The organism is Sodalis sp. RH15 (genome assembly GCF_047324255.1).
In the GTDB taxonomy this organism is placed as follows: domain Bacteria; phylum Pseudomonadota; class Gammaproteobacteria; order Enterobacterales; family Enterobacteriaceae; genus Acerihabitans; species Acerihabitans ligni.
In genome coordinates this window covers 1-13,254 of record NZ_CP178738.1, presented here as the reverse complement: position 1 = coordinate 13,254, position 13,254 = coordinate 1, and the positions used below count along the sequence as shown (strand labels likewise).

Annotated in this window: 5 protein-coding genes, 2 tRNA genes, 3 rRNA genes and 1 riboswitch; of the genes, 7 read left to right on the top strand and 3 right to left on the bottom strand. The window is 52.6% G+C overall.

Features of this window, described 5'->3' with window-relative positions; translation table 11 throughout:
* Positions 1–8 precede the first annotated feature (8 nt).
* From ACL2XO_RS00050 to trmA, 3 genes are all read right to left on the bottom strand, one after another.
* Positions 9–845 (bottom strand): NADPH-dependent oxidoreductase, encoded by an 837-nt coding sequence (locus ACL2XO_RS00050; RefSeq protein ID WP_413726036.1) that lies wholly within the window; start codon positions 843–845, stop codon positions 9–11.
* A 393-nt stretch (positions 846–1,238) separates the two neighbouring features.
* On the bottom strand, positions 1,239–2,597 hold the full coding sequence (locus tag ACL2XO_RS00045; RefSeq protein WP_413741943.1) for an MFS transporter: 1,359 nt from the start codon (positions 2,595–2,597) through the stop codon (positions 1,239–1,241).
* Positions 2,598–2,881: 284 nt separating this feature from the next.
* Positions 2,882–3,991: a tRNA (uridine(54)-C5)-methyltransferase TrmA gene (gene trmA / locus ACL2XO_RS00040; RefSeq protein ID WP_413741942.1), complete on the bottom strand. Its 1,110-nt coding sequence runs from the start codon at positions 3,989–3,991 to the stop codon at positions 2,882–2,884.
* Between the two features lie 131 nt (positions 3,992–4,122).
* A riboswitch (cobalamin riboswitch) is annotated at positions 4,123–4,310 on the top strand.
* A 69-nt stretch (positions 4,311–4,379) separates the two neighbouring features.
* Between trmA and btuB the strand changes: the two genes are divergently transcribed.
* The 7 genes from btuB (at position 4,380) to rrf (ending at position 13,216) form a co-directional block, all read left to right on the top strand.
* Positions 4,380–6,260, top strand: a complete 1,881-nt coding sequence (btuB, locus tag ACL2XO_RS00035) for a TonB-dependent vitamin B12 receptor BtuB (protein WP_413726034.1) — start codon at positions 4,380–4,382, stop codon at positions 6,258–6,260.
* Positions 6,205–7,080, top strand: a complete 876-nt coding sequence (gene murI / locus ACL2XO_RS00030) for a glutamate racemase (protein WP_132924418.1) — start codon at positions 6,205–6,207, stop codon at positions 7,078–7,080. The genes btuB and murI overlap by 56 nt, the downstream gene beginning before the upstream one ends.
* Positions 7,081–7,433: 353 nt before the next feature.
* A 16S ribosomal RNA gene (locus tag ACL2XO_RS00025) occupies positions 7,434–8,976 on the top strand.
* Positions 8,977–9,050: 74 nt separating this feature from the next.
* Positions 9,051–9,127, top strand: a tRNA-Ile gene (locus ACL2XO_RS00020).
* A gap of 192 nt (positions 9,128–9,319) precedes the next feature.
* A tRNA-Ala gene (locus tag ACL2XO_RS00015) sits at positions 9,320–9,395 on the top strand.
* Positions 9,396–9,764: 369 nt separating this feature from the next.
* Positions 9,765–12,975 (top strand): 23S ribosomal RNA (locus tag ACL2XO_RS00010).
* A 125-nt stretch (positions 12,976–13,100) separates the two neighbouring features.
* Positions 13,101–13,216: ribosomal RNA gene (gene rrf / locus ACL2XO_RS00005) — 5S ribosomal RNA — on the top strand.
* Together the 16S, 23S and 5S rRNA genes with 2 tRNA genes alongside form the textbook arrangement of a ribosomal RNA operon.
* Positions 13,217–13,254 lie beyond the last annotated feature (38 nt).

Below are 13,254 nucleotides of genomic sequence, written 5' to 3'. Positions count from 1 at the left end.
ATTTGTCTTTAACTCAAAGGGAATCCCAGCGCGCGCAGTGCCGCGGCTAATTTATCTCGTCCCGCCATCGCCCTGAGCTCTTTGGTTCGCGCAATCACCCGATTGGTCCAATTACTCACCGACAGTTCATTTCGCCGGCTGAACTCGGCCAGGTCTTGGTCATAGATGTCCAACCGGGCCGGTTCGCCCGCGACATCATACTGATCCCGATGGACCACCACCGATTGGGGTAAGCGCGGTTTAACCTCGGCGGGAACGCTGTGATCGGCATAGCCCACACATAATCCGAACACGCCTACCGCGCCTTCAGGCAAATTTAGTTCAGCCGCCACCCGCTGGGTATCGTTACGTAGCGCGCCGATATAGACGGTGGACAATCCCAGGGATTCGGCCGCCACCACCGCATTCTGCGCTGCCAGCGCCGCGTCAATGGTGGCCACCAATAGCATTTCCAGGTAATTTAATGCCGCCAACTGCTGCTGTTTTTGTTCGCCGACGCGGCGCAGCCTTGATAAATCAGCCACCCACACCAGAAATAGCGGGCATTCAATAATGTGTTTCTGTCCGGCCGCAACCGCGGACAAACGTGCTTTAAGCGCAGGATCCGTTACGGCAATCAGCGACCAGGTTTGCAAATTAGATGACGTTGCGGCCGATTGGGCGGCAGCAGCGAGCGTTGTCACCGTATTATCCGGTAATGGTTTGGGTAGATATTTCCGTACCGAGCGATGAGACAGCAAAGCGGCGATGGTTTCATTCCATGGGCCGCATTCGGGCGGCAATTCAGAGCCGTAGCGCGCCGCCAAAGCGGCATGCTGCTGGTCTTTGGATGTTGACGTTGCCATTAATGTAATTGCTCCGGAAGAGATAATAAGCGATACCTCAATGCATACCTATCTGTTTCAATTGTGTCAATGCAATGATGGAAACAAAATATTTATCTACCGCATCGGCTGCGCAGGCGAAATATATGTTTTCACTGCCGGAAAAATAAGGTTGATGGAGGTATGTATTAAGTTAAAACGGATAATTGGTTGTTAGATATTGGTAACGAAGATGGCCGCGAGGAAATTCGGCCGGATGTATTTTTAAAATGAATATATAAATTATAACCCGACCGCAGGATGAGGGAGATGCTGCTTCACAGCTTGAAAGCACAAATATATGTTGTGCAATCAAGCTGTATTCGTTGATATTAGAGAGTACGACTGCGTAGCGTCAGTTACATTTAAATAACATTAACCAAATTCAATGACTTTAAATCGAGGCACCAGCGTTTTCATCAATGCCCAGGCAATGAGGTAAGCTAATCCGCAAAACATAAACATAATGCCGTAACCCACGTTGATTTCTCCCAGCGCCTGATAATGATCGAACAGCGCGCCGGCGACCTTGGTAACGGCCACGCCGCCGAATCCGCCCGCCATGCCGCCGATACCAATTACCGAGGCAACGGCTTTGTTAGGAAACATATCAGATACAGTGGTAAATAAATTCGCGGACCATGCTTGATGAGCGGAGGCGGCAATACCAATCAGGATAACCGGCATCCAGAATCCTGCATGACCCAATGGCTGGGCCAGAAGGGCGGACAGCGGGAATACGGCGATAAATAGCATAGCCCGCATACGGGCAACATAAGGATTAAGGCCTTTTTTCATGAACATGGCGGGAAGCCAGCCGCCGCCGATACTGCCCACCATTGTCATACAATATATCGTCGCGATGGGCAACATCATTTGCGTACCTGTCATCTTGTATTGCGCGGTCAGATAGGCCGGTAGCCAGAACATAAAGAACCACCATACGCCGTCGGTTAAGAATTTACCGATGGCGAATGCCCAGGTCTGGCGATAGGCCAACAAACTAAACCAGGAAATCTTTTCGTGCTCCTGTTCCCGGTTTTGTTTCGAATCCACATCCTCGGAAATATAGTCGTACTCTGCTTGATTCAATTTTCCTTTGGTAAATAATTTCAACGGCAAATCAAACAATCTTTTCCAAAAGAATAAACAAACAAAGCCAATAACACCTACGATGGCAAACGTTGATTCCCATCCCCATTGTAAAGCTAACCACGGAACGACCAAGGGAGCGAGGATGGCGCCTACATTTGCCCCCGAATTGAATATGCCGGTGGCGAAAGAACGCTCTTTCTTGGGAAACCATTCGGCGACGGCTTTAATAGCGCATGGGAAGTTTCCCGATTCTCCCAATCCTAAAACCAGTCGGGCGAACATAAATCCGGCTATCGTTATTGGCACCGATATACTCAACGAGGACAGCATAGCGGAAATCCCACCCCCTATCTGCGCCACAAAGGCATGCAATACCGCGCCAAGGGACCAAATGCCTAACACCCAGGCGTACCCCACCTTGCTTCCGGTAAAATCGACAAACCGTCCGGCAAAGAGCATCCCGATAGCGTAAGTAAATTGAAACACTGCTGCGATATTCGCGTAGTCGCTGTTACTCCAGCTGAATTCTTTGGCTAGTGCCGGCTCCAACAGGCTCAGCACCTGCCGGTCGAGATAATTTATGGTGGTACCAAAAAACAGCAATGCGCATATTACCCATCGATAGTTTGTCCGAGACATCCTTCACCCCATTGAAAAACAAAACGTCATTTTATTTAATGTGAAAGTATATTTTAAATTTACATGGGATTTTTGATATGAAGCATGTCACATATCGATTAAGGCGGTAAAAATATATTCAGGGCCTGGCAGGGAGGGGCCCAAGAGTTGGGCATAAGAATGGGAAAATTGCCCCCCGACGGAGGCGTTTGCAGTCATGGGGCCAGTGGTGTCGGTAATGGCGGGAAATGATTATTCGCCGATGCGGGAATCGGCAGTGCAGAGCGCCCTGAAACAGGCGCCGCTCATTCAGGCGTTTTTGCCGTCAATAAGACGCCGCATTCCATATGACGGGTGTAAGGGAATTGATCAAACAGCGCCATGCGTATGATGTCGTGAGTTTGAGAAAGGGATTCCAAATTGCGGCACAATGACTCGGGATTGCACGAGATATACAGGATGCGCGGATAACACCGCACCAGCTCCACCGTGGCGTCATCCAACCCGCTGCGCGGCGGATCGACAAAAATAGTTTCGCAGCGGTAACTGGCCAGGTCGATATCTTTCAGCCGGGTAAATTCCCGCACACCCTGCATGGCCTGGGTAAACTCCTCCGCCGACATGCGGATGATCTGCACATTGCCGATATGGTTGGCGGCAATATTATACTGTGCCGCTTCCACCGAAGGCTTGGCTATCTCCGTCGCCAGCACCCGCTCAAAGTTACGCGCCAGCGCCAGCGAAAAATTCCCGTTGCCGCAGTACAGCTCCAGCAAGTCTCCCCGTGCGTCTTGGGTTGCCGCCAGCGCCCACTCCAGCATATGGATATTGACGGCGGCATTCGGCTGGGTAAAGCTGTTTTCAATCTGCCGGTAGATGAGTTCCCTTCCCGATACCGGCAATCTTTCATCCGCATAATCCCGGTCCAGGCAAATTTTGGTTTTGGCGGCCCGGCCGATGAGATTTACCGCAAAACCCTGCGCCCGCAATTCATCCCGCAGCGCTGCGGCGGCCTCGCGCCATTCGTCATCCAACGGACGGTGGTATATCAGCGTGATGACCGCTTTACCGCTCATGGTGGTGAGATAATCCAGCTGAAAAAGCTTACGGCGTAAAACCGGCGAAAGGCGCAAGGCCTGGATCATTGCCGTCATCAACCCATTGATTAACTCGCTGCCGGCGGCAAAGAAATCGATGCGGATACGCTCTTTGGTGAGCGGATCAAACATGATGTGGTAGAGGTCCTGCTCTTCATGCCAAATCCTGAATTCGGCTCGCATCCGGTAATGATTTACCGGTGAACGGAATATTTCCGGCTCCGGCGCCCGGTAAGCTGCCATCATCGCTTTTAGTCGGGCGGCTTTTTCAGCCAATTGCGTTTCGTAAGCGTCGATAGGCAACGTCTCGGTAGTCATGATGATTTCTCGTCGATATGGGCCAACTTTATCGGTTTGTGGGGATTGTAGGGGATAAATGGATGATGTCCAATGCTGTTCAATTTATAATTTCTTACCTAATGAGTTCTATAGACATAATTATCCCTTTGATTGTAGGATATTTGCCCGGTCTCTTGTGAGTTAAAAGGGAATCCAGTTCTAAGCTGGAGCTGACGCGCAGCGGTGAGGGGACGTCAGGGCGATAGCGGAAGCAGACACTGTCTTTTCGACGGGAAGTCGTCGCCTGGTGTTAAACACATCCCAAGCCCGAAAACCTGCCGGTATTTCGTCGCAATATCCCTGTTTATCGCGTGCTATCAAACACGGAACCTGCGGCATCCTATTTTATCTATTGGATGCTACGTCAATGTTGACTATCAAAAATACCGTTCTGGCGGCATTGTCCGTTACGACATTCTCCGGGTGGGCGCAGGATAACAACGCTCCAAACGGCAGTAATGACACACTTATTGTTTCGGCAAATCGTTTTCCACAGCCGGTTTCATCAGTGCTTGCGCCCACCAGCGTCGTGACACGCGAGGATATCGACCGTGGCCAAATCAAATCGGTAGCTGAAGCCTTAAGCCGTTTACCGGGCGTGGATATCGCGCAATACGGCGGACTGGGACAGCAAAGCTCTCTGTTCATTCGCGGCACCAATTCCAGTCACGCCCTGGTGCTCATCGATGGCGTGCGTTTGAATCAGGCTGGGATTTCCGGCTCATCCGATCTTAGCCAAATTCCCATCTCTCTGGTTCAGCGCATCGAATTTATCCGCGGTCCGCGCTCCGCCGTCTACGGCTCGGACGCCATCGGCGGGGTGGTCAATATCATCACCACCCGCGAAAAACCCGGAACCACCCTGAGCGCCGGCATGGGTTCAAAGGGTTACCAAAGTTACGATGGGTCCACTCAGCAGCGGCTGGGGGATAATACCGTGGCCACGGTGGCGGGAAATTACACCTATACCCGCGGATTCGATGTGCAGGCCAATTTGCCCGACCCTTATGGCGATCCGGCGCAGCCCGACCGGGACGGATTCATGAGCAAGACCCTGTTCGCGTCGTTGGATCATACGTTCAATCAACAGTTCAGCGGTTTCGCGCGGGTGTATGGCTACGACAATCGTACCGCTTATGACGGCACTTATGCCTATACCGACCCGGCGCATGAAGATGCGCTGCTCGATACCCGCCAGTTATATAGCCGCACCTATGATACCGGCCTGCGTTTTCAGGAAGGTATATACGCCTCCCAGCTCTCATACAGCTATAGCCATACCAAGGACTATAACTACGATCCCAAATACGGACCCTATTCGGCTTCCGCTACCCTGGACGATTCCGATCAATACAACCTGCAATGGGGCAATACCCTCCACGTCACTCACGGTCTGGTCAGCGCCGGGGTGGATTGGCAGAAACAGACAACCGAACCCGGTACCGACTACCTCACCGATGGCTACGAGCAGCACAACACAGGCATCTATGCCACGACGCAGCAGCTTTTCGGACCGGTGACATTGGAAGGCGCGGTGCGGGGAGATGACAATTCACAATTTGGCTGGCACGGCACCTGGCAAAGCAGCGCCGCCTGGGAGTTTATCGAAGGCTACCGCCTGATCGGCTCTTACGGCACCGCGTACAAGGCGCCGAACCTGGGCCAGCTCTACGGCGCTTATGGCGGTAACGCCAACCTGGATCCCGAAGAGAGCAAACAATGGGAAGGCGGCGTTGAAGGACTGACAGGTCCGGTGGACTGGCGTATTTCGGCTTATCGCAACGATATTGATAATCTCATCGATTACGATACGGCGGATGAACGCTACTACAATATCGGCAAAGCCCGTATCAAAGGGGTGGAATGGACCGCCTCGGTAGATACCGGCCCGCTCCGGCATCAATTAACCCTGGAATATCTCGATCCCCGAGACGCCACCACGGACCAGATCCTGGCCCGCCGGGCCAAGCAGCAGATAAAATACCAGTTGGATTGGCAAGTGGCGTCCATTGACTGGTCTCTTAACTACCATTACCTCGGCCAGCGTTATGACACGGATTATAACACTGAACAGGTGGTGAAGATGGGGGGCGTCAGTTTATGGGACATTGCCGCTTCTTATCCGTTAACGCCACACCTGACGGTTCGTGGTAGAATAGCCAATCTGTTTGATAAAGAGTATGAGACAGCTTATGGCTACCAGACCGCAGGACGAGAATTTTATCTCACGGGAACCTATTCCTTCTGACGGTAGCAAGACAAAACGACCCACCATCCTGATTTTTGATTCAGGGGTGGGTGGTTTATCCATTTATGATGAAGTGCGGGAGTTACTGCCGGATCCGCATTATATCTATGTTTTCGATAATGAAGAGTTCCCCTATGGCGAAAAGCCGGAAGACTTTATTGTCGAGCGAGTGGTCAATATCGTCGCAGCTGTTCAGCAATTGCACGCGCTGGATATGGTGATTGTGGCCTGTAATACCGCCAGCACTATCTCCTTACCCGCTTTACGGGAGCGTTTTGCCTGCCCGATCGTCGGCGTGGTGCCTGCGATCAAGCCTGCCGCCAAACTTACTCGCAATGGCATCGTCGGCTTATTGGCTACCCGCGCCACGGTACACCGTACCTATACCCATGATTTGATCGCCAAGTTTGCCGCCGACTGCCATATCATCACCTTGGGTTCAGCCGAACTGGTTGAATTGGCGGAAGCCAAACTGCATGGTGAAACCATTGCGCTCCCCGTTTTGCAAAAAATTCTGCGGCCCTGGCTGCGGCTAGTCGAGCCGCCCGATACGGTGGTGCTGGGCTGTACCCATTTCCCCTTGTTGGCGGAGGAGCTCAAAGCGGTGTTGCCTGATGGCACCCGGCTGGTGGATTCAGGTTCCGCGATTGCGAAACGCGCGGCCTGGCTTATCGCGCATGAAATAACCGGTACCGGCTCTACGAGTGAAAATAAAGCCTATTGTTTAACCATGACGCCGCAATCGATGGAATTGTTGCCGGTTTTGCAGCGTTATGGCTTCTTTTCACTGGAAAAATTGTCTATGACGACGCCGTCTTGAGTAAGAATTAGCCTGTCAGCGAAAAATCTGCAATAAGCGCTTGCCACGCCTCGGGAAGTCCCTATAATGCGCCTCCACTGACCGGGATTAACCGCTGCGACGGACCGGGTCGGGAAGGGAAAAGCGCTTTGTTAAAACAAATAAAAGCTTGACTCTTCAGCGGGAAAACGTAATATACGCAACCCGCGCCAGGTGAGATTTAGACCTCCCCGGCCATGCTCTTTAACAATTTATCAGACAATCTGTGTGGGCACTCACAAGACCGTATCGAAACACAACAATACAAGTCTTGAAGAGTGACAAACAGTTAATTCAAAAGATTAACCAGATGAAATCTTTGAGCATCAAGCTTTTAATTGAAGAGTTTGATCATGGCTCAGATTGAACGCTGGCGGCAGGCCTAACACATGCAAGTCGAGCGGCAGCGGAAAGTAGCTTGCTACTTTGCCGGCGAGCGGCGGACGGGTGAGTAATGTCTGGGGATCTGCCCGATGGAGGGGGATAACTACTGGAAACGGTAGCTAATACCGCATAACGTCGCAAGACCAAAGTGGGGGACCTTAGGGCCTCACACCATCGGATGAACCCAGATGGGATTAGCTAGTAGGTGGGGTAACGGCTCACCTAGGCGACGATCCCTAGCTGGTCTGAGAGGATGACCAGCCACACTGGAACTGAGACACGGTCCAGACTCCTACGGGAGGCAGCAGTGGGGAATATTGCACAATGGGCGCAAGCCTGATGCAGCCATGCCGCGTGTGTGAAGAAGGCCTTCGGGTTGTAAAGCACTTTCAGCGGGGAGGAAGGGGTTGGATTGAATAGATTCAATCATTGACGTTACCCGCAGAAGAAGCACCGGCTAACTCCGTGCCAGCAGCCGCGGTAATACGGAGGGTGCGAGCGTTAATCGGAATTACTGGGCGTAAAGCGTACGCAGGCGGTTTGTTAAGTCAGATGTGAAATCCCCGAGCTTAACTCGGGAACTGCATTTGAAACTGGCAGGCTAGAGTCTCGTAGAGGGGGGTAGAATTCCAGGTGTAGCGGTGAAATGCGTAGAGATCTGGAGGAATACCGGTGGCGAAGGCGGCCCCCTGGACGAAGACTGACGCTCAGGTACGAAAGCGTGGGGAGCAAACAGGATTAGATACCCTGGTAGTCCACGCTGTAAACGATGTCGATTTGAAGGTTGTGGCCTTGAGCCGTGGCTTTCGGAGCTAACGCGTTAAATCGACCGCCTGGGGAGTACGGCCGCAAGGTTAAAACTCAAATGAATTGACGGGGGCCCGCACAAGCGGTGGAGCATGTGGTTTAATTCGATGCAACGCGAAGAACCTTACCTACTCTTGACATCCAGAGAAGACTTCAGAGATGGAGTTGTGCCTTCGGGAACTCTGAGACAGGTGCTGCATGGCTGTCGTCAGCTCGTGTTGTGAAATGTTGGGTTAAGTCCCGCAACGAGCGCAACCCTTATCCTTTGTTGCCAGCGAGTAATGTCGGGAACTCAAAGGAGACTGCCGGTGACAAACCGGAGGAAGGTGGGGATGACGTCAAGTCATCATGGCCCTTACGAGTAGGGCTACACACGTGCTACAATGGCGCATACAAAGAGAAGCGAACTCGCGAGGGTAAGCGGACCTCACAAAGTGCGTCGTAGTCCGGATTGGAGTCTGCAACTCGACTCCATGAAGTCGGAATCGCTAGTAATCGTGGATCAGAATGCCACGGTGAATACGTTCCCGGGCCTTGTACACACCGCCCGTCACACCATGGGAGTGGGTTGCAAAAGAAGTAGGTAGCTTAACCTTCGGGAGGGCGCTTACCACTTTGTGATTCATGACTGGGGTGAAGTCGTAACAAGGTAACCGTAGGGGAACCTGCGGTTGGATCACCTCCTTACCGAAAGATACGCGTCGAGTGACGTGTCCACACAGATTGTCTGATAACAGTATTGAGCAAGAAAAACCTTCTATAGGCTTGTAGCTCAGGTGGTTAGAGCGCACCCCTGATAAGGGTGAGGTCGGTGGTTCGAGTCCACTCAGGCCTACCATTCCTTCCCATGCTGCGTTGCGGCGCCACTCGTTTATTATTATAAACTTCGTGACCCCACGCCTTGCCTGGAAACGAATGGGCTATCGTGTTGCTTTCCTTTTTAACGACGTTGCTTTGTATTCTTCATTGATGCACAGCGATATTCGCGTGAAAAAGAATTGATACGATACTAAAAGGTTAGAAACGACTTGGGGCTATAGCTCAGCTGGGAGAGCACCTGCTTTGCACGCAGGGGGTCAGCGGTTCGATCCCGCTTAGCTCCACCATTTCGCACCGCGAAATGAGAGATTGTCTGGTTTTTCTTTAATTATTTCAGAGCACACTGATATGGCGGCACCTGCGGGTGAACGCGCGTTAAGTATGCTGCGAAATACTGCTCTTTAACAATCCGGAACAAGCTGAAAATTTGAAAAAACATGCTGAGCAAAATCAGTATGCGAGTCTCTCAAAGCAAGCAAACCTAAACAGGTCATCGCGTCAGTGATGGCCCTGTTAAGGGATGAGCGAGAAAGCCCCGGCCAAGGCGCCCGGCGCGCAGCCAGCGGAGTGGACTAGATGTCCATGAGCATGGCGAGCACCGCGCAACACCGGCAGGGGCCTTTCGCAGCCATTCCGCAGACACTTTAGGGTTGTGAGGTTAAGTGACTAAGCGTACACGGTGGATGCCTAGGCAGTCAGAGGCGATGAAGGACGTGCTAATCTGCGAAAAGCGTCGGTAAGCTGATATGAAGCGTTATTAGCCGGCGATGTCCGAATGGGGAAACCCAGTGCAATTCGTTGCACTATCATTGCGTGAATCCATAGCGCAATGAGGCGAACCGGGGGAACTGAAACATCTCAGTACCCCGAGGAAAAGAAATCAACCGAGATTCCCCCAGTAGCGGCGAGCGAACGGGGAACAGCCCAGAACCACCATCAGCTTTTGCATCAGGAGAACGGTCTGGAAAGTCCGGCGACAGAGGGTGATAGCCCCGTATCCGAAGGTGCAGAGGTTGTGGGTTCGATGAGTAGGGCGGGACACGTGATATCCTGTCTGAAGATGGGGGGACCATCCTCCAAGGCTAAATACTCCTGACTGACCGATAGTGAACCAGTACCGTGAGGGAAAGGCGAAAAGAACCCCGGCGAGGGGAGTGAAACAGAACCTGAAACCGTGTACGTACAAGCAGTGGGAGCCCCATCACTAAGCCAGTGGTGAAGCTGCATATGCATCCTTTGCTAAAGGTGCGGCAGGCGGAGCGAAAGCGACGCCCAACCGACAAAATAAGCAGAGGGGGCTTAGTGATGGGGTGACTGCGTACCTTTTGTATAATGGGTCAGCGACTTATATTCTGTAGCAAGGTTAACCGAATAGGGGAGCCGTAGGGAAACCGAGTCTTAACTGGGCGCACAGTTGCAGGGTATAGACCCGAAACCCGGTGATCTAGCCATGGGCAGGTTGAAGGTTGGGTAACACTAACTGGAGGACCGAACCGACTAATGTTGAAAAATTAGCGGATGACCTGTGGCTGGGGGTGAAAGGCCAATCAAACCGGGAGATAGCTGGTTCTCCCCGAAAGCTATTTAGGTAGCGCCTCGTGAATTCATCTTCGGGGGTAGAGCACTGTTTCGGCTAGGGGTCCACCCCGGATTACCAACCCGATGCAAACTGCGAATACCGAAGAATGTTATCACGGGAGACACACGGCGGGTGCTAACGTCCGTCGTGAAGAGGGAAACAACCCAGACCGCCGGCTAAGGTCCCAAAGTCATGGTTAAGTGGGAAACGATGTGGGAAGGCATAGACAGCCAGGATGTTGGCTTAGAAGCAGCCATCATTTAAAGAAAGCGTAATAGCTCACTGGTCGAGTCGGCCTGCGCGGAAGATGTAACGGGGCTAAACCATGCACCGAAGCCGCGGCAGCGGGCGTATCACTTAAAATGCTTAATCGCGTATCAGCGCGGGTTAAGGTGCCTGATGACGCGTAAGGCGTCAAAGAGGCGGGTCAGGGTAACGAAAGAGTAAACCGTCCACGCCATGGATGGCGTGGATCGAGCCTCCAGGGAGGGATTCACGGCGTGTTTACGACTCGTTATCCTGTGCCCGCCTGGCACGGTAAGGCGTTTTAAGGATACGCCCGTTGGGTAGGGGAGCGTTCTGTAAGCCTGAGAAGGTGGCCTGTGAGGGTTGCTGGAGGTATCAGAAGTGCGAATGCTGACATAAGTAACGATAAAGCGGGTGAAAAGCCCGCTCGCCGGAAGACCAAGGGTTCCTGTTCAACGTTAATCGGAGCAGGGTGAGTCGACCCCTAAGGCGAGGCCGAAAGGCGTAGTCGATGGGAAACAGGTTAATATTCCTGTACTGGGTGTGACTGCGAAGGGGGGACGGAGAAAGCTAGACCGGCCGGGCGACGGTTGTCCCGGTTCAAGCGTGCAGGTGGAGAGGACAGGAAAATCCGTTCTCTTATCAACACTGAGGCGTGATGACGAGCCACTACGGTGGTGAAGGGGTTGATGCTACGCTTCCAGGAAAAGCCTCTAAGCACCAGGTCACATCGAATCGTACCCCAAACCGACACAGGTGGTCAGGTAGAGAATACCGAGGCGCTTGAGAGAACTCGGGTGAAGGAACTAGGCAAAATGGTGCCGTAACTTCGGGAGAAGGCACGCTGGCATTAGGTGGAGGAACTTGCTTCCCGAGCCGAAGCCAGTCGCAGATACCAGCTGGCTGCAACTGTTTATTAAAAACACAGCACTGTGCAAACACGAAAGTGGACGTATACGGTGTGACGCCTGCCCGGTGCCGGAAGGTTAATTGATGGGGTTATCCGCAAGGAGAAGCTCTTGATCGAAGCCCCGGTAAACGGCGGCCGTAACTATAACGGTCCTAAGGTAGCGAAATTCCTTGTCGGGTAAGTTCCGACCTGCACGAATGGCGTAATGATGGCCAGGCTGTCTCCACCCGAGACTCAGTGAAATTGAACTCGCTGTGAAGATGCAGTGTACCCGCGGCAAGACGGAAAGACCCCGTGAACCTTTACTATAGCTTGACACTGAACATTGAGCCTTGATGTGTAGGATAGGTGGGAGGCTTAGAAGTAGGGACGCCAGTCCTTATGGAGCCAACCTTGAAATACCACCCTTTAATGTTTGATGTTCTAACTCCGGCCCGTAATCCGGGTCGAGGACAGTGTCTGGTGGGTAGTTTGACTGGGGCGGTCTCCTCCTAAAGAGTAACGGAGGAGCACGAAGGTTAGCTAATCACGGTCGGACATCGTGAGGTTAGTGCAAAGGCATAAGCTAGCTTGACTGCGAGAGTGACGGCTCGAGCAGGTGCGAAAGCAGGTCTTAGTGATCCGGTGGTTCTGAATGGAAGGGCCATCGCTCAACGGATAAAAGGTACTCCGGGGATAACAGGCTGATACCGCCCAAGAGTTCATATCGACGGCGGTGTTTGGCACCTCGATGTCGGCTCATCACATCCTGGGGCTGAAGTAGGTCCCAAGGGTATGGCTGTTCGCCATTTAAAGTGGTACGCGAGCTGGGTTTAGAACGTCGTGAGACAGTTCGGTCCCTATCTGCCGTGGGCGTTGGAAGATTGAGAGGGGCTGCTCCTAGTACGAGAGGACCGGAGTGGACGCACCACTGGTGTTCGGGTTGTCATGCCAATGGCATTGCCCGGTAGCTACGTGCGGAAGAGATAACCGCTGAAAGCATCTAAGCGGGAAACTTGCCTCGAGATGAGTCTTCCCTGTGGCTTTAAGCCGCCTGAAGGGACGTTAAAGACGATGACGTTGATAGGTCGGGTGTGTAAGCGCAGCGATGCGTTGAGCTAACCGATACTAATGACCCGTGAGACTTAACCTTACAACACCTAAGGTGTTTGAGCGATGAGAGCGTTGTCCGCAAGGGCGATGAGAGAATTTTCAGCGACTGTTCCGGATAAAGGCCAATGGTCATCAGTAAAAGATGACGGTTGGATAACGAATTTGCCTGGCGGCACTAGCGCGGTGGTCCCACCTGACCCCATGCCGAACTCAGTAGTGAAACGCCGTAGCGCCGATGGTAGTGTGGGGTCTCCCCATGCGAGAGTAGGGAACTGCCAGGCATCCATTAAGGCCGATACCTCGAGTGTAACGAGAGGCG

Excerpts from the sequence above, each read along its gene's own strand:
- ACL2XO_RS00050 (WP_413726036.1), bottom strand. The coding sequence starts at position 845 with ATGGCAACGTCAACATCCAAAGACCAGCAGCATGCCGCTTTGGCGGCG.
- ACL2XO_RS00045 (WP_413741943.1), bottom strand. The coding sequence starts at position 2,597 with ATGTCTCGGACAAACTATCGATGGGTAATATGCGCATTGCTGTTTTTT.
- trmA (WP_413741942.1), bottom strand. The coding sequence starts at position 3,991 with ATGACTACCGAGACGTTGCCTATCGACGCTTACGAAACGCAATTGGCT.
- btuB (WP_413726034.1), top strand. The coding sequence starts at position 4,380 with ATGTTGACTATCAAAAATACCGTTCTGGCGGCATTGTCCGTTACGACA.
- murI (WP_132924418.1), top strand. The coding sequence starts at position 6,205 with ATGGCTACCAGACCGCAGGACGAGAATTTTATCTCACGGGAACCTATT.